We start from the raw sequence: 20,902 nt of genomic DNA, 5'->3' as shown, positions 1-20,902 counted from the left end.
TCGCGAAAAAGAGCATTAATCTCGCGGAACAGGATAAAAATCTCGCAAAACTGACAAGAAATCTCGCTAAATGGATCAATTGTACTACTGCTGCTTTTATCCGTTTACATTATTATTTTCTGGAACTAGACTGATTGCATGGATCTGTTCACAACAAAGGACATAAATGGTGTTCTCTGAATCTCTGAATTTCACGATACATGTTTTCGGGTCGAAGCAGAGAAATTGCAGAGCATCCGATTCATCTGGTGAGTCCAGCGGGTCTTGGGAACCATTGAAAACCCTGACGAGCGTGCCTGGCTCCAATTTCTTCAAGACTCGGCATGCACAACCTGAACAATCATTCTTTTTATCATTTTTAAGCAAGCCCATAGTCATACCTCCTCCTAATCATTTGGAAACTCAATGACACGTATTTTGGAACAATCAATAAAAAAGGGTTCGTTGTTCGAGACTGCAGTAAAAGTGGCACATTTATTTTTGTCGACACATCCAAAGCGCAGCTCGTCATCACCATTTGAGGCTTCTATCGGAAATCTGCCATCCACTATAATCCTTACTAAAGTTCCAGGCTTCACCGTTTTCAAAAACCTGCATGCCCAATCTTTACATTTGGAACCATGTTCGTTTTTATCTTGACACTCCATATATGATCCTCCTCTATCATAAAACTACTATATGGTATGTCATGATTGTCCTCTATGTGTAGGCAAAATCATTAAACAGATGAAAGACTACAAAAACTAAATATGAAAAATAACCTGAGCGGACGTCCACCCAGGTTGGAAAATCTATGAATGTTATCGATAATGGATGATCAAGTACAATTCACATCGTTTTGAAGAGGTATTCTCATACGTATGCTCGTAATCAGCGGAAAAGCGAATGGCTTCCCCTGTTTTCAGTGAATGGGCAGAATCTCCGATCAAGACATTCAATTCCCCCTTATGAACGAATAGATATTCTTCAACACCGGAACCATGTGCAGGACTTGTATAGGAACAACCAGGCTTTAATGTGACGGCATATGCTTCGAAATTACGGTTAGGCTCTGTAGGGAAGAGAGTGTGAACCAAATAACGCCCATCATCTTCTAATAAAGGCTCTACATCATCGATCCTTACTTTTGAAAACGTGGGTGCATCTTCTTCCACAAAAGATGAAAAAGAGACGCCCAGTCCTGAAGCGATTTTCCATAATGTACTCACGGTAGGGCTTGACGTACCACGCTCGATCTGACCAAGCATCGCCTTGCTGACGTTTGTCAGCTTAGACAACTCATCCAGACTCAATTTCCGGTCAGCACGGATCATCTTTATTTTTTTTCCGATCATATGATTGATTTCATGTGACATTGAATTTCTCCTTGACGAAAATGTATGTTATAAAATACAATACATACAATATAACATACAAACCGTAAGTTAAACAAAGTCAGGGGGTAGACCTCATGAATGTGGCTATTACAGAACGACTGTCGTCATCACTTTTCAGACATGGCCTTCAAAAGGGAAGCAGTATCGCGATCGGGTATATGCCAGTTGCATTTACATTCGGCCTGCTCGCTAAAAGCTCCGGACTGAATCTATTCGAAACGATCAGCATGAGCATCTTCGTATTTGCAGGGGCCGCGCAGTATATCTCCCTTACAATGTTTGCGGCAGGTATCAGCGGTTTCGAGATCATTCTTACAACGTTCATCGTAAACATCCGCCATTTGTTGATGAGTGCTTCTATTGGAGAGAAGTCAGCTGATGATCCAAAATGGAAAAAAGCGCTGTACAGCTTTTTCATAACAGATGAGACCTTTTCAGTAGCAGCTGTCCAAAAAGGAAAGATTCAAGCACCTTATATGCTTGGGATTGGATTCATCGCCTGGAGCAGCTGGGTCGTGTTTTCAGGAATCGGTTACCTGATCGGTTCAGGATTGCCTTCGATTTTGCAGGAAAGCATGGGGATTGCGTTGTACGCCCTATTCATCGGTCTCCTGGTCCCTAGTGCACGGAAGTCATTGAAAGTGATCCTCTTAGCTTCGGCCGCAGCTGTTGTCAATAGTATTTTAACCTTCAGCACATCGATGTCAACAGGCTGGACGATCATCCTCTCTACATTGTTTGCAGCGATTGTGATTGAAATCTTGTGGAAAGGGGAGAAAGCGGATGCTTGATACGTATATCTGGATCATATTAGGGATGGCAGCTGTTACCTATATTCCAAGGATGCTGCCTTTAGTAGCCTTCGAAACAGAATCAATCCCACCACTCATCAGGGGAGTGCTTAAGAATGTCCCTTACGCCATCCTTGGTGCATTGATTTTTCCAGGCATCATCACTTTCAATGGGGAAATCTGGATGGGAGTCGTTGGTGCTCTTACAGCTTTCGTTGCTGCTTATTTCGGAGCGAGTCTGATTGTAATCGTCATCAGTTCGATCGGAGTTCTGAGCCTCTGCAGCCTGCTATTCACTTAACAAATACTTTACTTTTCAAAATAAGGAAAGAGTGGTATATTGGTTTTACTCCAAAAAACGAGGTGAGCAAGAATGTTTTTCTTTCGATATCTTGTTATAGGATTATTTTCAATAACAGCTATATCTCTCTTTGCTTTTCAATCCGTTGAAATTTTCCAAGCATTCATCGAAGCCTTTTTTACGGATATAAAACACAAATAAAGCGTTTTCAAACTAGAGCTGAATTCAGAGCTCTTTTTCTTTTACTGCAAAAAGTGTTTTCTTATCGTCAAAATGGGAAAACTAGGTTAGAAACTACGGAAAAGGACATGATAATGTGAAACTTATAGCTATTGATATGGATGGTACACTTGTCAATAACAATACAACAATCAATGAAGAGAACGTAAGAGCAATTAAAAAAGCACAAGAAGCAGGGATTCACGTGATCGTTGCGACAGGCCGTTCATATAAAGAAGCGGTGAGTCCGATCGAGGAAGCTGGTCTGACTCTACCTATCATAGCGATCAATGGTGCCCAGATGAGGGATGAAAAAGGTACAATCAAACAGAGCATTACATTGTCGAAGGACACTTTTTACAAGGCTGATGAAGTATTGGGCGGCCATTCGATTTATTACGAACTATACACGAACAAAGGAACATTTAGTGACAATCCCGAAATGGCAATCGACATCATTGTTGATATCATCAAAAGTGCCAATCCTGAAGTAAGTGATGAGAAGGCCCACCAATTGGCAGACTATCGAATTAATAATGGGCGTATTCATACAATCGAAGATTACAAGGAAGTCGTAGCTGAACCGGATGTGGAAATCTACAAGCTGCTCGCTTTTTCTAAAAATGAGCGCGACCGTAAAAACGCACTGAATGATTTCCTTACATTCAAAGACTTAGCTGTCAGTAAGTCTGCCGAGGCGAATATCGAGATCACACACCGTGATGCGCAAAAAGGAATCGCTGTGAAGCAATATGCCGAGGAACTTGGGATTCCTATGAGTGAGGTCATGGCGATAGGCGATAACTACAACGATGTTTCCATGTTCGAATTAGCAGGATACAGCGTAGCAATGGGAAATGCGGAAGAGGATATCAAGAAGTTATGTACCTTCGTGACTAAAACCAATGATGAAAGCGGAGTTGCCTTCGCGATCCAGACATTCATGAGAAAGAATCGAGTCAGCTGATAAAGGAATGTTGCTTAGTGGGAAAGCGATTTGAATGTTAAGCAATCCGGCCGATTCGGAGTGTAATCCGGCGGAAATGCCCCTTAATCCGGCCGGTTTTGTATGGAATCCGGCGGGTTTGAAGCATAATCCGGCCACTTTTCAGTATAATTCGGCCAAAGGTGTAAAATTACACTATAATCCCACGATATAACAGTAAAAACCCATCGCTGCCAAGCGATGGGTTTCCTTTACATTTAAAGAAAGTATAAAATACTTTCTTCAATATAAGTGCACAAGCTGGCGGCTTCGGAAGCAATACACCGCACGAAGGTAAAAGCAATTGTTTTTCGAGGAGCTAAAGCTCAGCCTGCGCCAAAGTTATGCCTTTGCCAAGCTTTCTTTAAACGATGCGTTTACGGATATACGTACTGATATAGTCGATGATACTGACGAAGATGATGATGACAAGCAAGATCATCCCGACCTCATCCCAGTTCCGGTTACGGGAGGAGATGACCAGCAGTGTTCCAATACCACCTGCGCCGATGATTCCAAGAACAGTTGATGCACGGACATCGATTTCGAATCGATAGATGGCATAAGATAAGAACTCAGGTATGACCTGAGGCATGATTCCGTAAAAAAAGATCTGGATCTTATTCGCACCGTTAGCTTCCATCGCTTCGACTACATTCATATCAATGGATTCGACGACTTCAGAATAAAGCTTTCCAAGCATACCGACCGAGTGGATCGCGATTGCTAGTACACCAGCAAATGCACCAGGTCCGATTGCGACGACGAAGATCAAGGCGAGCAGGATCTCGGGAAAAGTCCTGTCAGCATTCAGGATCCATTTACCTAATGTATTCAAAAATGGATTACGGTTGATGTTCGAAGCTGCGAAAAAGCCGAACGGTACAGCAAGGATTGCTGCCATGAAGGAGCCTGTAAAAGCAATGAATAGGGTTTCCATCATATATTCAAAAACTCTTGATGCAAACGTGAAATCAGGGCTGAACAATTTTGGAATGACACGATCGAAGTTTGCAATTGTCCGTTCGCTGAAAATCCTGCCCCAAGGGATTTCGATTGTAGCGAATGCCCAAATATAGATAACGAGCATAACAATGCCGATTCCAATGTTTCGAAAAGTTTTGAAACCACTCTTTTGTGGTTTAGGAGGTACAGTGATGTTCATTACACGAGACGCCCCCTTAATTTATTACTGATGTAGTCGATGATGACAACAACTACGAACGTAATAACAATGATTGTACTCACATTCTGATAACTTAAAAAGTTCAGCTGCTGTTGAAGGATCAAACCGATTCCGCCGGCACCTACGAAACCTAGGACCACCGAAGCACGTACATTGATTTCAAATACATACAACGTGAACGAAACGAATTGAGGTAATACTTGAGGCACTACTGCATACCAGATGACCTGGAGTGTATTTCCACCCGAGGCACGGATCGCTTCTAATGGATTCATATCGATCGCTTCAATCGTTTCACTGATCAACTTCGCAAGGATACCGAGTGAGAAGATGATCAGGGCAAGGATACCACCGAAAACCCCGATTCCGAATAAACCAACGAATACAACTGCTAGTATCAATTCTGGAATCGTACGCATGATATTCAAAAACATCTTGATAAAGTTATACAGATACTTGTTCTGTACGATATTGCTTGCTGCCAAAAGACTGAAAGGTACACATAGTATTCCAGCGATCGTCGTTGCGATAAGTGCCATTTTGATCGTTTCCAGCAGCTTATCGACAACAACCCCGGCATAACTCCAGTTAGGTGGGAACAGCTGGACAACCATATTCCACACATTCAGGAAAAACTCCGAATTGAAACGAAGCACCGATGAATTGGTCATCACTGAACTGAGAATGTATAGACCAAGTACCACGAGTAAAATAATGTTCATGCGTATTTTGGCATTTTTCGATACGAGACTAGCAGGTACTTGATCGGTACTGACGATACGATTAGGCGTTTGCTTCGTATTAAGGGGTTTCGACATTCTCTTCGGTGCCCCCTCGAATATCATCTTCCTTGATTGGTCTGCCGTAGATTTCTTCGAATGTCTTTTCATTCACTTCACTAGCAGGCCCATCAAATACAATTTCTCCGGCACGCATACCAATGATACGATCAGCATATTCCATCGCCATATCAATAAAGTGAAGGTTGACGATTGTAGTGATGTTATCCTCGCGATTGATCTTCTTCAAGTACTTCATTACTTGATGGGAAGTAGGAGGATCAAGACTAGCGACAGGTTCATCGGCTAGTACGACAGAAGGTTGTTGCGTCAGGACACGCGCGATGGAAACGCGCTGTTGCTGTCCGCCACTCAACTGGTCCGCTCGTGAATATAGCTTCTCTTCGATATTGACACGCTTCAGGCTTTCATAGGCAAGTGCCATATCCTCTTTTGGATAAAGGTTGAGGATACTCTTTAGAGTTCCGGTGTGTCCTAGACGACCGGAAATGACATTTTTCATGACTGTAGAACGTTTGACCAGGTTGTAATTCTGGAAGATCATCCCTACTTTTGTACGAAGCTTACGAAGATCTTTTCCTTTATACTTCAAGATATCTTCATCATCAACGATCAATTGACCTTCAGTCGGTGTGACGAGTCTGTTTACGCTTCGGATGAAGGTTGATTTCCCAGCACCGGATAGACCGACGATGACGACGAATTCACCTTCATTGATCTTCACATTGATATTTTTCAAGCCTTGTGTACCGTTAGGGTAGACAAGGGATACATCCTTCATTTCAATCATACTAACTCCCCTTATCGTGAACAGAGTCTGATTGTTTCGTAGTTAGAGAGGAAGAATCAGTACTCTTTTTGTTTTTCATAAGACAGGCAGGACTTTATGTATTTAAAGGAATAAAAATGGTTTCGATCATAGTTGTCCTTATAATTTCTTCAAGTGAAAAAAAGGGAGAAGCCAAGCTTCCCCCGGAAGAATTGAACGTATTATCAGTCGATGGAAATTGAATCCTTGAACTTCTCGTAAGTGCTGCGGACAACATCATATTCACTGTCTTCAGCTTCGATGATCGCATCCCAGCTGTATACTTCGTTCATGATTTCAATCATTTTTTCATCTTCATTGAATGATAGGAATGTGTCTTTGATTTTCTTTTGCCACTCGTCAGAAAGTTCTTTTGTCACAGAAATCGTGTCATTTGGTATTTCATCAGTGTATCCAACGACTTTAAGCTTGTCCATGACATCTGGATAATCTTCTTCGACGGTAGTACGAGCGTCATCAAATGTAGTAGCTACATCAGCATCCCCTTCATACACTGAGATGATCGCGTTATCATGTCCACCAGCTTCAACTGTGTTGCTGAAGAAGCCTGATTGGACATCTTCAACACCGAATTCGTCCATGATTTGAGCTGCCGGGAACAAGAATCCACTAGTAGATGTCAAGTCAGGAATCGCCCATGTCTTTCCTTCCATGTCTTCAAGTGATTCAATCCCAGAATCAGCGCGAACAACGTATTGTGCTTTGTATGTACCGCTTCCGAAACGCTCTGACTTAAGGATGACTTCAACACCATGTTTATCATTTGCTAAAACGTAACCGAAAGCAGGTAAGAAACCGATTTGAACTTGGTTGCTTCCCATTGCTTCTACAAGTGCTGAGTAACTAGTCATGACTTTACCTTCAACTTCAACACCAAGCTCTTCACCAAGTTTATCGGCAAGAGGCTCGACAGTGTCAGCGATTTCATCAGAATCCTGTGATGGAACGAATCCCATGACTAATTTTTTCACTTCCCCGTCTTTACCGGTAGAACCAGAATCACTGCTTGTGCCGCATGCTGTCAGCCCGATCACTAATAGAGCAGCAAACAATAGTGCAAAAACCTTTTTCATTCCTATTTCCCCCTAAATATGTTTAAATTGACAACACCTCAATTATCCTATAATTCTGCAATTTTTTCCATATAAATTTACAAATTTTGCACTACTTTTACATAATGGTTTTGCGATAGATTTAGAGAACCATTATAATAACAAGGAGTTGAGAGATCGATTAAATTTTTTGGTGAGGGATGTTAAATGAAACAGTTTTATCCGGATTGCAAGCTGATAATTTTCGACCTGGACGGCACCTTATATGAAGATACTGATCACTTCGATCATTATGCTTCACTTTTGAAAGAGAAAGTCGCAAAAGGTGATCAAGAAGAATTCATGAACGACTATCAGAATATGAAGAGCGGAAATCACGCGGTTGGAATAGGAAAAGCCTATGATGTGGAGCATGACGCGATCCTTACACTTGATCCATTGACGTTGAAAGTGACCCATGTTCAAAATTGGGATGGATCGGAATGGGCTAGTGAAGACGTTACTCGTACATATAATCGAGAATTGGCTTTTGATTTTGAAAAGATGATCGCAATAGGGGATGGATGGTGGCTCCCATATTCTGCAGCAAGACATTATGGCGTATCGATTGAGGAAACATACCATTGTTATACAAAGACGAAGGATTTCATGGTGACAGATGAGTTCCAGCTAACGAAGACTCCCGGTTTGAAAGAAGGCTTACAAAAGCTGAAGGAAGAGGCTGAAATCGTCCTTGTCACGAACAGTGAGAAGGATGATGTTGAACGGTTACTTAACGAGCTTGAACTGGATGACCTTTTTCCTGAAATCATTCCTTTGGCCCAGAAACCTGTGCAGACGAAAAAAATCTTCCAGGATTTGATGAAGAAATACGAGGTCAAAGCAGAGCAGACAGTTTCAATCGGAGACAATCTGATTAATGAGATCGCGCCTGCATTATTGTTAGGTCTGAAAACAATCTATATCCAGCCGACTGGAATCGAGCTGGAACACGACAATCTGAAAGTCGTCACAAGCTTGGCGGATGTTTTCGAAGCTGTTGACGAAATGGAATGATAGCATGGGCTCGTTCGAATTTTAATACATTTCGGATGAGCTTTTTATTAGAGTTCAGGTGATAATGATTCTCAAATTCATTGACAAAGATTCTCATTTAAAATAAACTTGAAAGTAGGTTATATCGTACGGACTGATTAATTAAGCGAAGGGGAGAAGTTCATGTACTCTCTTGAAACCAAAAAGGTTACATTATCCTATCAAGAAACACCAATCATCGAGAATCTGGATTTTAAAGTACCCAAAGGTAAAATCACAGTATTGATCGGTAGCAATGGTTCTGGTAAATCGACACTGCTTAAAGCATTGGCAAGACTGTTGAAACCAAAATCCGGAAATATCATCATCAATGGGAGAGACATCCATAAATCTTCCACTAAAAAAGTGGCAAGAGAGCTTGCAATTCTTCCTCAGTCACCTGTAACACCCGAAGGACTGACGGTCATCCAACTTGTGAAGCAAGGGAGATATCCATATCAAAACTGGCTTCAACAATGGACAAAGAAGGATGAAGAAGCTGTCAACTCAGCTCTAGAGGCGACCCATCTCCTGGAGCTTCAGGATCGTCCTGTCGATTCTTTATCAGGAGGACAGCGGCAACGCGCATGGATTGCGATGTCCCTGGCACAAAATACGGAGACGATTTTGCTTGATGAACCGACAACCTATCTGGATCTTGCCCATCAAATTGAAGTGCTGGATCTGCTTTATGATTTGAACCAAATGGAACAACGGACGATCGTAATGGTCCTTCATGACTTGAATCTCGCATGCCGGTATGCAGATCACATCGTGGCTGTCCACAATAAAGGTATTTATGCCCAAGGAGCCCCTGAACAGATCGTTACGACGAAGATGGTCCATGATGTGTTCGGCTTGCAGGCGCAAATATCATGTGACCCGATGTTCGGTTCACCGCTTTGTATTCCTTGCGGGAAGGGTAGGAAGGTAGCTAATGATATTCGATACGCTAACGCCTAAGCAGCTCATTTTCCTTGAAGAGAATTATCGATTAGCCAGTGAATATTCCTCTGATGTACAATCGTTTTCATCAGAGGATTTATTCACCGTCTCAAAAACCGAGAAGTTTTTGGACGAGATTAGGGAGTTATTAGGTGCACCGAACAACCGAGTGACGGCATCTCAATTTTCCAAAAAATACGCCTTTCTTTTGACTGCACCGTTTTTCTCAAGTCTGACAATGTTCAACCAATTACTTGATGTCCGACCTGATAATTGCAGGGTTCAGCCTGATTCGGAACACGGGATGATGCGGCCAGTACTTTATTTACATGATACCAATACCAGAGATATCGGTATTCATAGAGAGCAAGAGCTTTACATAGGTCTTGAAACGATCTTTCGGGATCACCTTACTCCAGTGTGGGGACGTTTGACAGAATTGACTTCCATTCCTTCTCCAATCCTCTGGGAAAACACTGCTGTTTATCTTTTTTGGTTGTATGAAACAAGCTTTTTGAACCATCCGGATCTCGTTTCTGCAGAACGGATTGCCGAAGATCTAGATATGATTCTTGAAGCACCAGCCGGATGTTTTGGTTTAAACGAAAACCCTTTAAAGAAATTCAGACATGCTAAACAGACGTTGCTGAAGAGCGATCCTCCTGTGAGGGTACGTAAAACATGCTGTTTGTACTATGAGGTGAATCCAGAGCGTATCTTTTGTAAAAACTGTCCAAGGTGCTTATCTGGATATACGAAAGATCCGAAACCAACTGAATGAATCATCAGGTACCGAAGGCCAGTTCACGACATCGATCCTACAGATGTGCGGACAGGTCTTTTTTTATTAAGTCAGGCACAATCGATATTCACGATACTCCTCCAAGCAAAGCATCCTCATCATCCATAAATTAACATGAAAACACACACATCAATAGTTCTAAACGGGGACAACTTCTATTACACTAATAATGGACAGACATAGGAGGGGTGGAGGAATGAAGAAAAAGACAATTTGGATTGGAGCAGCTTTCATAGTGTATGCCACGTTCATATCGTGGTATTTATTCATAGGTGCGGATACATCCATTCCAGTCCAATATCAAGGAACAGCAGCAGATCCATCTGTATTCATGAATGAGCGGCAATTGGAATTAAGCCATGATTTTTCACGAATCAAGCAATGGCTGTATTTCTTATCGGTACCGTTTGAATGGATGATCTATCTTGCCGTCCTTGGGATCGGATTATCCAAATGGTTCCGTAATCGAGCAATTGAAGTTACGAGATTCCCAATCATCCATAATGCAATTTACGTCGTACTATTGTCGCTGATCGCTTTTGTCTTAAGCTTTCCGATCGATTACTACAGTTACACGGTATCACTCGATTATGACATTTCCGTTCAGCCATTTTCGGGTTGGATGAAGGATAACATCATTTCTTTTTGGATCAATGCATTGTTCTTGTTCGTGATTGTGCAGGCACTGTATTGGCTGATGAAAAAGTCTGAAAAGCGTTGGTGGTTCTATGGATGGTTGTTGTCGATCCCGTTCACGTTGTTCATCTACTTCATCCAGCCGATCTGGATCGACCCATTGTATAACGATTTCTATCGTTTAGAAGACAAGGTGCTTGAAGAGAAGATCCTTGCGCTGGCTGATCGAGCGGATATTACAGCGGATCGTGTCTATGAAGTGAACATGTCGGAAAAAACGAATGCATTGAACGCCTATGTCAATGGTATCGGCTCTAATTTACGAATAGTCCTATGGGATACGACCCTTAAGAACTTGAGCGATAAAGAAGTGCTTTTCGTCATGGCGCATGAAATGGGGCATTTCGTTAAACATCATCTCTTCTGGAATTTGATTGGCTCGATCGCTGCCACTTTCTTCGGGTTGTGGATTGGTTCGAAGTTGTATGCGGCAATGATCAAGCGATGGGGAGAACAATGGGGGGTTAAAAAACCTACAGATGTTGCTGCGCTTCCAGCGTTGTTACTGGTGTTCTCAGTGTTATCGTTCGCAGCGAGCCCTGTGGAAAATGCAGTCTCCCGGCAAGCGGAACGGTCTGCAGATGAATATGCGATTGAGATGACACAGGATCCAGAGGCTGCCGTCGGTTCCTTCCAACAACTTGCGGTGTCTGGTTTGAGTGAAGTCCATCCGCCCCTACTGGTCAAATTTTTCTTATATGGGCATCCGACAATGCTCGAGCGGATCACTTTCCTCGATAATTGGGAACGGACGGATCCGATCAATAATGAATCTGAAAAAGAGAAAAAGTAGCCCAGAATATCAGGGAATGATAGCCAAAACCTGTAATGTTTCCATCGGAAAAAAGAGGGGTAAACACTCTGTAACAACTTATATTGACCTTTAGACTTGAGTCAAAATGTTGAGAGGAGTGATCCCCATGGATCGTCATGATGATTTGGATGTACGTGAAAGGAAAGTAGAAAAGAAAAAGGATTCCAGTATGGTAGCTTCAACATTCATCAAGTACGCAGCATATCTTATCATCTTTTTCGGAATCCTATATTTCCTCATTAATTATATTTTGCCGATGTTTTAGAATGAACATAGGGAAAGGCACTCCTCCGGTGAGTGCCTTTTATTTGGGATTATAAAATATTATTTATCGGTGCAAATCCAAAAGTTATCGGTGCAAATCCAAAAAATAACGGTGCAAAGTTGAATTATATAGGTGCAAAATCGAAAGGTATCGGTGATTTAAACAAATTCTACTGGATTGATCTAATACGCTTTTGCCCAGTAAACCATTTGCTTCGCTTCTTTCTCGCAGCAGAAGCAGCTGTCCGATAACGCCTCTTGCTCGAACGGGATGCATCGTGATGTTGCGCCCGTTTGCTCTTTAATCTTTTCTTCACAGGCGGTTTCGCCGCACCACATCGCTTTGATAAATCCAGGTTGATCATTGAGTGTCGTTTTGAACTCATCAAAGCTTAAAGCGGTATATGTTCTTTCAGCTCGTAATGCCTTTGCTTTTTCAAAAAGATTCTTTTGAATATCAGCAAGAAGATTTTCAATCGTCATATCAAGATCCTTCAGAGGGACGAATTGCTTTTCTCCAGTATCCCGTCTCACCAAAACGACCTGTTCTTTTTCGATATCTTTAGGTCCGACCTCTAAACGGACCGGAATGCCTTTCATTTCGTATTCGTTGAACTTCCAACCAGGCTTTTTGTCACTCGCATCGATATCTACGCGTGCAGCAGCAGAGAGGTGTTTTTTCAGCTCATAAGCAAAATCGAGCACACCTTCTTTATGCTGGGCAATCGGCACGATCATCACCTGGGTAGGCGCAACTTTCGGTGGAATCACGAGCCCACGGTTGTCCCCATGTACCATGATCAATGCCCCGATGATACGTGTTGTAAGCCCCCACGACGTTTGGTGGACATGTTGAAGGTCACCGTTTTGGTCGGAGTATTGAATGCCGAAAGCTTTTGCAAATCCATCGCCAAGATAGTGGGAAGTCCCAGACTGAAGCGCCTTTCCATCATGCATGAGACTCTCGATCGTATAAGTGAAATCTGCCCCTGCGAACTTTTCCTTCTCTGTTTTCTTCCCTTTTAAAACCGGAATAGCAAGGATGTCTTCACAGAGCTCAGCATATACATTCAGCATTCTCGTCGTTTCCGCTTGGGCATCCTCAGCATCGGCATGACATGTGTGACCCTCTTGCCATAAAAATTCCAACGTACGCAAGAATGGCCGTGTCGTTTTTTCCCAGCGGACGACATTCGCCCATTGATTATAGAGCTTTGGCAGGTCACGGTAGGAATGGATGATATTTTTATAATGCTCGCAAAACAGTATCTCTGAAGTTGGACGGACACAAAGCCGTTCAGTAAGCTCTTCTTCACCCCCATGAGTGACCCATGCAACTTCAGGTGCAAATCCCTCGATATGATCCTTCTCTTTATTCAGGAGGCTTTCTGGTATGAACAAAGGCATATAGACGTTTTCGTGGCCGGTATCTTTAATCATACGGTCAAGTTCGTTTTTGATATTTTCCCATAGCGCATACCCGTAAGGACGGATGATCATCGAACCACGGACACTTGAATAGTCGATCAGATCCGCTTTCTTCACGACATCTGTATACCATTGCGCAAAATCTTCCTCCATCGCAGTAACATCTTGGACAAATCCTTTTCCCATTTCGATCACCTCTTATTTTTTCAAAAATGTAATGTTGGTTTTCCATGCATTAGCTTACTTCTGCAAGATTTACCGCTTGTTCTTGCTGAAACCAAGTTCATTTACTCATTAGCGGACACAGGAGACCTTAAACGTGGCTGCTGGAGCTTGAATGTTCGCTTTTCCTATAAGAATGTGCTTAGACCTGAAGTGTAAATCATCTCCATAACAAAAAGCCTTGACCCCAGAAGGGACCAAGACTTGGCGGTACCACCCTAATTCATAACGCACAATGAAGTGCAATATACACTCGATGTTGATAACGGATTGTTTATCCGCTGTATCTTAGTCGATTTCGATACAGAACTCAGAGGCAGGTTCAAGTGCTGGCCGATGGAAACCTTTCAGCAGATGGTTTCCTCTCTAGAAAAGGCATGTTTCACTTTACTGATCCTCGTCATTGTTTCAGGTTGTTTGAAAGTAATATAATCCGGTTGACTATTTTTGTCAAGAAGTAATATACAGGTTATCCACATTTAATAAAAAATATAAGAAATTTTCAATGCTTGTTCATTTTTTTACTGATTCCTACTTATAGTATAGTAAGGCACTTTGTAGGGGTGAGATAAATGCAACGACGGCTACAGTTTACCATTTTAGTTGGTGTGATCGTATTCCTGGGCTTAATGGCATGGAGAATCCCGGATACAGCTGAACAGTCGAAACAAACTGTGGAACATATCAAAGCTGAACAATCCAATAGAAACAGCGGAAATCCTGAATCGGTGGAAGTTGCAAATGTCCAGTCTGCTATTGCTGAAATCGGCAAGGAAGCACCGGATTTCACATTGCAGAATCTTGATGGGGAAGAAGTCTCTTTATCGGATTATCGCGGAAAAACAGTGATCCTCAATTTCTGGACGACATGGTGTACGTATTGTAAAAAAGAAATACCCGAATTGATCAATTTTCACCATCTTCATGAAAATGAAGAGGTTGTGATCCTTGCAGTGAACCTCAGTTCCGAGGAAGAAAATGTGGAGCAGGTGGCGATGTTCGCAAAAGAATTCGAAATCCCTTTTCAGGTTCCGCTTGATACAGAAGGAATGGTCGGGCAAGCGTATCAGATCATTGTCATACCGACAACTTTCATCATCGACCCGGACGGCCTCGTAAAAAACAAGATCATGGGTCCTGTAAACATGGATCAACTTGAACAGCAGTTGAAAGGAGGCTGATGATTCATCTCGAGGAAAATCCATCCGATAGTCGAATCTATACAAGTAAACTCATTATAAAGATGGTGTTGGGGATATGCGTGAATATAATAGCCTGATGAAGAATTCGATTTTTTTAACATTTGAAGAAAGTATTTATATCCGCATTCGATTTTTAATAAGATAATACGGGTTACGATTTATACGAATGAGATTAAAACAGAAAATGAACAAATCCCTTCAGGATTCGTCTCTCCTCTTCGGCCAGGAAAATGGGAAGAGAGTCTGCCTCACTCCGCAGCCAGTGAGGTTTTGAATTGACCTTTGATGATGATAAGATAAAAAACATTACAGATGGTTATCACAAACGTATGGTTCTTGGATGATTTACAAAAGCTGTTTCTCCTTCTGGTGGCCGGTGTGTCGCGCTAATACATCGAGTTTATAGTTCAAGTATTTGAAATCGAGGTGGATGAGGGCGGAGCGATCGATTCCTTCGACAATCGCTTTTGCAAACTCCCAAATCGAATCCTTCATAGGTACAGCGCTTTTTTCTGCAATCAATGTCAACGCTTCGAAGATTGCACCAATGACAGAGACATCCTGTTTCCCATAATGGCGGATCTGGTAGAAACTTTTATACAGGACCTGTGAAAATTCACCTGTGTTCAGGATGACACGCAGGTTTTTTTCACTGTCATAGATATAAGGTTCCTCCAGAGATGTTTGAGCCAGTCTAGAGAGGATTTTTCCGAGTCTCTGTATACAGGTGATGGCTGTGTAAGGGTCATTGACGGCTGGTGAAATGGCACGTAGCGCGATCTCTGTCAGCTTCTGAATACCATATTCGATATCTTGCTCCGTGGTTCTTTGCGTACCAACGCGTATATTTTGCAAATAATCCTCTATATTAAACGAACGATCATCCAAAGACCAATAAGAAAAAAGGATCGTACCTTCATCTACATAGTCTCCAATGTTCTTTTCGAAACGGATGAGTATATCATCCCTTGTTGCCAGTTCCACCATCTTGTCCAAATCGATGAATTGAAGATAGCCTGAGAATTCAGAGGATGCTGTTCGGCATTCCTTTGTTTTGTATTCTTCGTTTTCCCAGCTTGACCAGGGGGAGGAGGTAGATGAAACCAGATCGGACCTGTCATCTTTATGGGATGATAAAATGGAAATACAATTATCTGTGATATCCTGGATGAGGTTGTTGACCTGAATCCAAGTACCGACATGATGGATGAAATAGACGAAAAATCCAAGACATAATGCGGATAAGAAAACAGACAACGAAGGGATCACTAAAAAGCTCTGTTGATCTGAAATGTTCATCCATAGCAGGACAAGGACGAAATACAAAAATGATCCGATGAAAATCCCCAACACTCTTCGTGTCACCATATCACTCAAAAAGTTATCGAGTGTACGAGGCGAATATTGCGCTAGATAGGTAGATAAAAGTACCATGATTGATGAAAATGTGATGGCTGTCATCGTAAGGATCGAAGTCGCTAATGCGCTTAAAATCAATTGGGTGGTATTGCGATCAGTGATCATGAAGCCTGGAAAACGCATATGGAGCTGTCTCAAATCCATCCAAAAATCCACTTCTACGGATAGATAGGCAAGCAATACAGCAATCACACTATAAAATGCAGGGAGATACCAAAAGCTTTGATGGACCTTATGTAATGAATTCTTTAAATACACCTTCCGCTCACCTCACAACTCATCTCTCCTATTCTTTCTCAATATAAGAATTTTATGAAAGGCGAGAAGCAGGAAAAGGCGAGCCATGCAAGAACTCGCAGCGATTCACTGACCTACGTGACTAAACGAGTCGCTTCCTCTTTTCGTTTACCTGCGGGAAGGGAAGTGAATAGGTGTAAATCTACACTTCTTAATCCAATTTGACTTGCTTATATTCTTTTTCGCGTCCGATGGTTTTTGCAAGGCGCATGATTTTTTCATTGATGAACTGTTTATCCCATTCTAACAATACATCTGTTTCAATTCCTTCAATAAAATAGACAGCAAAATCCCAGACGATTTTATGGAGCGAACGATCAAGGATATTCCGTTCAACAATTCCATGGAGTACGGATATAGTTGATGCACACACTGAGACATCTTCTCGACCATAATGACGAAGCTGATAAAACGCTTTGTAGAGCAATTCCCGATAAGATTGGATATCCAGAATCACCCTTAAATTGTTATCTTCATCGTAATAATATGGCTTCGGAAACATGATTTCTCCCAATTCAGATAAAATCGTTCCGATCCGATTGATAGAATTGATCGCCGTATGTGGATCGTTAATACCTGGTGAAATAGCTCGAAGTGCAATCTCAACCAATTTTTGAATACCAAATTCAACATCCTGAACCGTATTTCTTTCAGTACCGATCAAAAAGCATTCTTCATATCGTGTTTCAGCTTCTTTCGTTATAGAATCCGTATCAATAAAGGAATACAGAGGTGTATCTTTAAAGACATAATCGCCGATCCTGCGTTCTACCTTGAGGATCTCATCGTTTTCTGTTGCCTTTTCCAATATTGGTCCTAGTTTGATCATTTGCAAATAGCCTGAGGTCGGAGCATTGATGGTAATCTTACGCTTATTTTCAAGTTCATTGATGTTTTCTTTTACGGATATCTGCTTTGATTGTGTCTGATCGACCCCTAAGTGGAAGCTGTTGCGGATCGTTTCTTGTGTCCGAGTCGTAATCTTGTCGATCAGATTGTTGACCTGCGTCCATGTTGCCACATGGTGGATGAAAAAGACGAAGAAGCCAAGGCAAACAATCGCCCAAATGACGGCAATACCTGGACCAAGGAATAGCTTCTTATCACTGAGATCCTTTAGAAAAAGCAATAAAAGCAAAGAGTAGATGAACCCCCCAGTAAAAACACCTAAGACCCGTTGTGTAACGACATCACTAATGAAATCCTGTAGTGTCCTTGGAGAGAACTGGGATGAATATGTAGTCAACACGACCATGATCGAGGAGAATGTGATGGTCGTCATGGTTAGTACCGATACAGCAATCGCATTCAAAATGGTTTGTCCGAGCTTGACATCGGTCATCAAGGCGTTCGGCACATATTTTGCGATTGATTTCGTAGGGACCGATTCTTCCAGATACATGCTCAACATCGCCATGAAAAGCGCTAGGACACCATAGAAGATAGGTAAGAACCAGAAGCTATGTCTGAATTTAAGCCAATAGTCATTAAGTTTCATTTGCTTCATCCTTCTTTCGTTACTCCTATTTATATCCAAAAAGAAGAAGCACCAACCGAATTGGCTGATGCTTTCTTTCTCTTTCATAATTTAATTAACCAGTGAATTCTTGAGAGAACATTTTACCATATTGGCCACCGTCAACGATTCCGATACCAATTTTTGTGTATTGGCTGCCAAGAATGTTTTTACGGTGTCCATCAGAGTTCATGAGGGAAGTATGTGCACCTTCTACTGAACTGTTCCCAGCAATGTTTTCACCTGCAGTGTTATATTCGATGCCGAATTGCTTCATCATATCGAATGGAGAACCATATGTTGGTGAATCATGGCTGAAGTAGTTGTTGTCGATCATATCTTTTGATTTTGCACGTGCCATTTTTGTCAATTCTGGATCGACTTCCAATGGTTTCAGTCCAGCTTTTTCACGTTCCTGGTTCACAAGGTCAACCATTTGCTGCTCATCAGCAGTAAGTTGGAATTCACCTTCTGCAGCAGGCTGTTCAGATTTTTGTTGTTCATTATTTGGCTGCTCTTGTGGAGTTGCCTTTTGCTCAGGAGCAGGAGCCGCTTCTTCTTTTGGAGCTGGCTCTTCAGCTTTAGGTTGCTCTTGTTTTGGAGCTTCCTGTTTTTGCTCACCTTGTTGGTTTTGTGCTTTCTTCAACGCTTCTTGGATTTTTTCTTGAAGTGCTGGGTCAAGCTCTTTACCCTTCAAGCAGTTTTGAATGTATTCTTGCACTTTGTTCTGATCGACCTGACCAAGAACAACTTGTTTTTTCACATGTACTTGAGGTTGTTCAGCACCTGTGGATGCTTGACCAATGCCTGCGTTAACCCCAAAAATGGATGCAGATAGTAAAGAAGTAATAAGAAGTTTTTTGAACAATTTTTCCTACCTCCTAAATTTTTTATAGTTACATAGACACATTTCGACTATGAAACTATTTGATGGGGGTTAGGAATTAATTGGAAATCATAAAAGGTTTAGGTTGCGGTCATATGGGCTATAATAATTGGTTGATGAAAACTTGGAACTTGATAGCGAAAACCGTGATTTGTTTTCGAATACTATGAGGGATGAGCGGGAAATTAAGGAGGAGTTCGTTTTGTATCCAGAATTAGAAAAGTATAACCAACTGAAAAAACAATATGAAGAACAATTACAACGTTTAAAGATAGAGCAGGATGACTTAGAGGAAGAAAAAGAGGAGATGCTTCAAAAGTATGAGGATCTGCTTGGGAATTTCGGAGGCAAGGGTACGGTTGATCGGTATAACAATGAAAACGTTTCCTCGTTACGTTCAGAAATTCAAGACCTGACAAAAGAGCTTGGTGATGTGCTTGAAGAGACATCTCACCTGTCACGCGAGCAAAAAGAAAGGCTGAACGAATGGATGGAACCTTTGAAAAAAGGTTTGGATCGTGAAGTGATGGCCGCAAAACAGCATTTGAAAATAAAAAAGGATGAGTTCCGGCGTTATCGTATTGAAATGTTGCTATTGATGCAACAGGTCTTTGAAATCGAAGAGTACATACACGACGTTCATCTTTCTTATACAGAAGCTTGTCAGGATTATTTGACGAATCAAGACCGGCAAACATTGCAGTTGCAAGCGATCGGTGTACGGCAGGATGTAAAACTGATGCTTGATGAATTACAGGAAGACCTCGACTATGTGAACAATTATGGAAAGATGCCAGAGTGGTTTCAGGAAGAAGTGAAATCAAAGGCGTGATTTTAAGCCAGTGAGTGATGGTGTATTTTTTTGAAAAAAAATAAGCCACAACAGGGGGGATGTTGTGGCTTTTACTCCGTACAAGATTGGAAGGGTAATAGTAATTACATAAAGCGTTCGTAATTAACTATTTAGGATTAGGGGAAGTACAATTAGGTTTAATATACAAACGCTGTACCTACAATAATTAGCAAGATGAACAATACTAAGATTATGGATAATCCAGTACCGTAAGAGTGACTCATGCTAATACCCCCTTCGAACACTGCTCCAGTGAGAGATTCCTCACACTAATACAATATGCTCGTTAACACACTTGGTATGGACAAGTGCATTAGGACAAATATGGAATTTTATGATTTCGAAGGATTTTTTTCGTTTTTTTTTTACGAAATTAATGTCAATAAGCTGGCCTGAGACATACGACCAGTCTGCTCTGAAAAATTGGATGGCGTGTCCGTATGAAAGCTTCATACGACCACTTAGGTGAGAAAGACTATGCTGAGTGTCCGTATGAACACTTCATACGACCAGTCTGGCACAAAAAACCGGATGTATTGTCCGTATAAAAACATAAAATATTATTGAAGGCTCTTTTCTAAAAGATTGTTGCTTTTGAGTCATTTTTTAAAAAACACCGTGTGCAAGTTGATTGGAGAGCAAGGTGCGAGACTCCTGCGGGATCAGTGGGACAGGTGAGACCATTCAGTGTCGCAATGCGACGAATGGGCTCACCGCACGCCCCGCGGAAAGCGAGCATCCTGGAGCGGAAATCAACGACTTTTAAAGAAAACTTGGCGAGACCAAGCCTTTTGTAGGTCGACCCTTAGTTGCGCTTATACTTTCTTTAAGTGCAAGAGCAACAAAGTTTGTGAAAACAGCCTTATTGAAAAATTAACACCAATGAAAAAAATTGGCAATAAAATCTCATGCGACTAAAGCGCTATATCAATATAACGAATAATA

The 20,902-nt window shown here is 41.7% G+C and carries 22 protein-coding genes and 1 other annotated feature; of the genes, 10 read left to right on the top strand and 12 right to left on the bottom strand.

Annotated features, from left to right (window positions below):
• Window positions 1-96 precede the first annotated feature (96 nt).
• From N8M93_RS04900 to N8M93_RS04890, 3 genes are all read right to left on the bottom strand, one after another.
• Window positions 97-372, bottom strand: a complete 276-nt coding sequence (locus tag N8M93_RS04900) for a hypothetical protein (RefSeq protein ID WP_261130071.1) — start codon at window positions 370-372, stop codon at window positions 97-99.
• Window positions 373-386: 14 nt separating this feature from the next.
• Window positions 387-647 (bottom strand): hypothetical protein, encoded by a 261-nt coding sequence (locus N8M93_RS04895; protein ID WP_261130069.1) that lies wholly within the window; start codon window positions 645-647, stop codon window positions 387-389.
• A 153-nt stretch (window positions 648-800) separates the two neighbouring features.
• Window positions 801-1,355, bottom strand: coding sequence for a helix-turn-helix domain-containing protein (locus N8M93_RS04890; RefSeq protein WP_261130068.1), 555 nt, complete (start codon window positions 1,353-1,355; stop codon window positions 801-803).
• A 95-nt stretch (window positions 1,356-1,450) separates the two neighbouring features.
• Between N8M93_RS04890 and N8M93_RS04885 the strand changes: the two genes are divergently transcribed.
• The 3 genes from N8M93_RS04885 (at window position 1,451) to N8M93_RS04875 (ending at window position 3,654) form a co-directional block, all read left to right on the top strand.
• Window positions 1,451-2,167: an AzlC family ABC transporter permease gene (locus tag N8M93_RS04885; RefSeq protein ID WP_261130067.1), complete on the top strand. Its 717-nt coding sequence runs from the start codon at window positions 1,451-1,453 to the stop codon at window positions 2,165-2,167.
• On the top strand, window positions 2,160-2,468 hold the full coding sequence (locus tag N8M93_RS04880) for an AzlD domain-containing protein (protein WP_261130066.1): 309 nt from the start codon (window positions 2,160-2,162) through the stop codon (window positions 2,466-2,468). The genes N8M93_RS04885 and N8M93_RS04880 overlap by 8 nt, the downstream gene beginning before the upstream one ends.
• Window positions 2,469-2,784: 316 nt before the next feature.
• Window positions 2,785-3,654 (top strand): Cof-type HAD-IIB family hydrolase, encoded by an 870-nt coding sequence (locus N8M93_RS04875; RefSeq protein ID WP_261130065.1) that lies wholly within the window; start codon window positions 2,785-2,787, stop codon window positions 3,652-3,654.
• A 382-nt stretch (window positions 3,655-4,036) separates the two neighbouring features.
• On the opposite strand, the gene phnE (N8M93_RS04870) is transcribed toward N8M93_RS04875, so the two are convergent.
• From phnE (N8M93_RS04870) to N8M93_RS04855, 4 genes are all read right to left on the bottom strand, one after another.
• A complete protein-coding gene (gene phnE, locus N8M93_RS04870; RefSeq protein WP_261130064.1) occupies window positions 4,037-4,837 on the bottom strand; it encodes a phosphonate ABC transporter, permease protein PhnE in 801 nt (266 codons plus the stop codon).
• Entirely contained in the window at window positions 4,837-5,676 is an 840-nt protein-coding gene (phnE, locus tag N8M93_RS04865) for a phosphonate ABC transporter, permease protein PhnE (RefSeq protein WP_261130063.1), read from the bottom strand. Before phnE (N8M93_RS04865) ends, phnE (N8M93_RS04870) begins: the two co-directional genes overlap by 1 nt.
• Window positions 5,660-6,448 carry a phosphonate ABC transporter ATP-binding protein gene (gene phnC, locus N8M93_RS04860; RefSeq protein WP_261130062.1) on the bottom strand — a complete coding sequence of 263 codons (789 nt, stop codon included), beginning with the start codon at window positions 6,446-6,448 and terminating at the stop codon, window positions 5,660-5,662. The genes phnE (N8M93_RS04865) and phnC overlap by 17 nt, the downstream gene beginning before the upstream one ends.
• A gap of 203 nt (window positions 6,449-6,651) precedes the next feature.
• Window positions 6,652-7,560 carry a phosphate/phosphite/phosphonate ABC transporter substrate-binding protein gene (locus tag N8M93_RS04855; protein WP_261130061.1) on the bottom strand — a complete coding sequence of 303 codons (909 nt, stop codon included), beginning with the start codon at window positions 7,558-7,560 and terminating at the stop codon, window positions 6,652-6,654.
• A gap of 186 nt (window positions 7,561-7,746) precedes the next feature.
• Between N8M93_RS04855 and N8M93_RS04850 the strand changes: the two genes are divergently transcribed.
• The 5 genes from N8M93_RS04850 (at window position 7,747) to N8M93_RS04830 (ending at window position 12,135) form a co-directional block, all read left to right on the top strand.
• The gene (locus tag N8M93_RS04850; protein ID WP_261130060.1) at window positions 7,747-8,595 is read left to right on the top strand and encodes an HAD family hydrolase; all 849 of its coding nucleotides are present in this window, start codon (window positions 7,747-7,749) and stop codon (window positions 8,593-8,595) included.
• A 162-nt stretch (window positions 8,596-8,757) separates the two neighbouring features.
• On the top strand, window positions 8,758-9,576 hold the full coding sequence (locus N8M93_RS04845) for an ABC transporter ATP-binding protein (protein ID WP_261130058.1): 819 nt from the start codon (window positions 8,758-8,760) through the stop codon (window positions 9,574-9,576).
• Window positions 9,551-10,339 carry a siderophore-iron reductase FhuF gene (fhuF, locus tag N8M93_RS04840; RefSeq protein WP_261130056.1) on the top strand — a complete coding sequence of 263 codons (789 nt, stop codon included), beginning with the start codon at window positions 9,551-9,553 and terminating at the stop codon, window positions 10,337-10,339. The genes N8M93_RS04845 and fhuF overlap by 26 nt, the downstream gene beginning before the upstream one ends.
• A gap of 217 nt (window positions 10,340-10,556) precedes the next feature.
• A complete protein-coding gene (locus N8M93_RS04835) occupies window positions 10,557-11,849 on the top strand; it encodes a M48 family metallopeptidase (RefSeq protein ID WP_261130055.1) in 1,293 nt (430 codons plus the stop codon).
• Window positions 11,850-11,976: 127 nt separating this feature from the next.
• Entirely contained in the window at window positions 11,977-12,135 is a 159-nt protein-coding gene (locus N8M93_RS04830; protein WP_221568186.1) for a hypothetical protein, read from the top strand.
• Between the two features lie 182 nt (window positions 12,136-12,317).
• On the opposite strand, the gene proS is transcribed toward N8M93_RS04830, so the two are convergent.
• Window positions 12,318-13,748 carry a proline--tRNA ligase gene (gene proS / locus N8M93_RS04825; protein ID WP_261130053.1) on the bottom strand — a complete coding sequence of 477 codons (1,431 nt, stop codon included), beginning with the start codon at window positions 13,746-13,748 and terminating at the stop codon, window positions 12,318-12,320.
• 225 nt (window positions 13,749-13,973) lie between these two features.
• Window positions 13,974-14,197 (bottom strand) — a binding site (T-box leader).
• 159 nt (window positions 14,198-14,356) lie between these two features.
• On the opposite strand from proS, the gene N8M93_RS04820 reads away from it, so the two are divergent.
• Window positions 14,357-14,965, top strand: a complete 609-nt coding sequence (locus N8M93_RS04820; RefSeq protein WP_261130051.1) for a peroxiredoxin — start codon at window positions 14,357-14,359, stop codon at window positions 14,963-14,965.
• Between the two features lie 366 nt (window positions 14,966-15,331).
• Here N8M93_RS04820 and N8M93_RS04815 read toward each other — a convergent pair whose 3' ends face one another.
• From N8M93_RS04815 to N8M93_RS04805, 3 genes are all read right to left on the bottom strand, one after another.
• Complete coding sequence (locus N8M93_RS04815) at window positions 15,332-16,663, bottom strand: DUF2254 domain-containing protein (protein ID WP_261130049.1); 1,332 nt, start codon at window positions 16,661-16,663, stop codon at window positions 15,332-15,334.
• Between the two features lie 190 nt (window positions 16,664-16,853).
• Complete coding sequence (locus N8M93_RS04810) at window positions 16,854-18,209, bottom strand: DUF2254 domain-containing protein (protein ID WP_261130048.1); 1,356 nt, start codon at window positions 18,207-18,209, stop codon at window positions 16,854-16,856.
• Window positions 18,210-18,294: 85 nt separating this feature from the next.
• Complete coding sequence (locus N8M93_RS04805) at window positions 18,295-19,086, bottom strand: CAP domain-containing protein (RefSeq protein WP_261130047.1); 792 nt, start codon at window positions 19,084-19,086, stop codon at window positions 18,295-18,297.
• Between the two features lie 220 nt (window positions 19,087-19,306).
• Here N8M93_RS04805 and N8M93_RS04800 point away from each other — a divergent pair, with 220 nt between their 5' ends.
• On the top strand, window positions 19,307-19,936 hold the full coding sequence (locus tag N8M93_RS04800; RefSeq protein WP_261130046.1) for a hypothetical protein: 630 nt from the start codon (window positions 19,307-19,309) through the stop codon (window positions 19,934-19,936).
• A gap of 158 nt (window positions 19,937-20,094) precedes the next feature.
• Here N8M93_RS04800 and N8M93_RS04795 read toward each other — a convergent pair whose 3' ends face one another.
• Window positions 20,095-20,181, bottom strand: coding sequence for a YjcZ family sporulation protein (locus tag N8M93_RS04795; protein ID WP_261130282.1), 87 nt, complete (start codon window positions 20,179-20,181; stop codon window positions 20,095-20,097).
• Window positions 20,182-20,902 lie beyond the last annotated feature (721 nt).

The organism is Bacillus sp. Marseille-Q3570 (assembly GCF_946151055.1).
Lineage (GTDB): Bacteria > Bacillota > Bacilli > Bacillales > Fictibacillaceae > Pseudalkalibacillus.
Note: the sequence above shows the minus strand (reverse complement) of the source record. Positions and strands in the feature narration are given on the sequence as shown.

Bases quoted from the DNA above. Each gene is read 5' to 3' on its own strand.
- N8M93_RS04900 (WP_261130071.1), bottom strand. From the start codon at position 372: ATGGGCTTGCTTAAAAATGATAAAAAGAATGATTGTTCAGGTTGTGCA.
- N8M93_RS04895 (WP_261130069.1), bottom strand. From the start codon at position 647: ATGGAGTGTCAAGATAAAAACGAACATGGTTCCAAATGTAAAGATTGG.
- N8M93_RS04890 (WP_261130068.1), bottom strand. From the start codon at position 1,355: ATGTCACATGAAATCAATCATATGATCGGAAAAAAAATAAAGATGATC.
- N8M93_RS04885 (WP_261130067.1), top strand. From the start codon at position 1,451: ATGAATGTGGCTATTACAGAACGACTGTCGTCATCACTTTTCAGACAT.
- N8M93_RS04880 (WP_261130066.1), top strand. From the start codon at position 2,160: ATGCTTGATACGTATATCTGGATCATATTAGGGATGGCAGCTGTTACC.
- phnE (WP_261130064.1), bottom strand. From the start codon at position 4,837: ATGAACATCACTGTACCTCCTAAACCACAAAAGAGTGGTTTCAAAACT.
- phnE (WP_261130063.1), bottom strand. From the start codon at position 5,676: ATGTCGAAACCCCTTAATACGAAGCAAACGCCTAATCGTATCGTCAGT.
- phnC (WP_261130062.1), bottom strand. From the start codon at position 6,448: ATGATTGAAATGAAGGATGTATCCCTTGTCTACCCTAACGGTACACAA.
- N8M93_RS04855 (WP_261130061.1), bottom strand. From the start codon at position 7,560: ATGAAAAAGGTTTTTGCACTATTGTTTGCTGCTCTATTAGTGATCGGG.
- N8M93_RS04850 (WP_261130060.1), top strand. From the start codon at position 7,747: ATGAAACAGTTTTATCCGGATTGCAAGCTGATAATTTTCGACCTGGAC.
- N8M93_RS04845 (WP_261130058.1), top strand. From the start codon at position 8,758: ATGTACTCTCTTGAAACCAAAAAGGTTACATTATCCTATCAAGAAACA.
- fhuF (WP_261130056.1), top strand. From the start codon at position 9,551: ATGATATTCGATACGCTAACGCCTAAGCAGCTCATTTTCCTTGAAGAG.
- N8M93_RS04835 (WP_261130055.1), top strand. From the start codon at position 10,557: ATGAAGAAAAAGACAATTTGGATTGGAGCAGCTTTCATAGTGTATGCC.
- N8M93_RS04830 (WP_221568186.1), top strand. From the start codon at position 11,977: ATGGATCGTCATGATGATTTGGATGTACGTGAAAGGAAAGTAGAAAAG.
- proS (WP_261130053.1), bottom strand. From the start codon at position 13,748: ATGGGAAAAGGATTTGTCCAAGATGTTACTGCGATGGAGGAAGATTTT.
- N8M93_RS04820 (WP_261130051.1), top strand. From the start codon at position 14,357: ATGCAACGACGGCTACAGTTTACCATTTTAGTTGGTGTGATCGTATTC.
- N8M93_RS04810 (WP_261130048.1), bottom strand. From the start codon at position 18,209: ATGAAGCAAATGAAACTTAATGACTATTGGCTTAAATTCAGACATAGC.
- N8M93_RS04795 (WP_261130282.1), bottom strand. From the start codon at position 20,181: ATGAGTCACTCTTACGGTACTGGATTATCCATAATCTTAGTATTGTTC.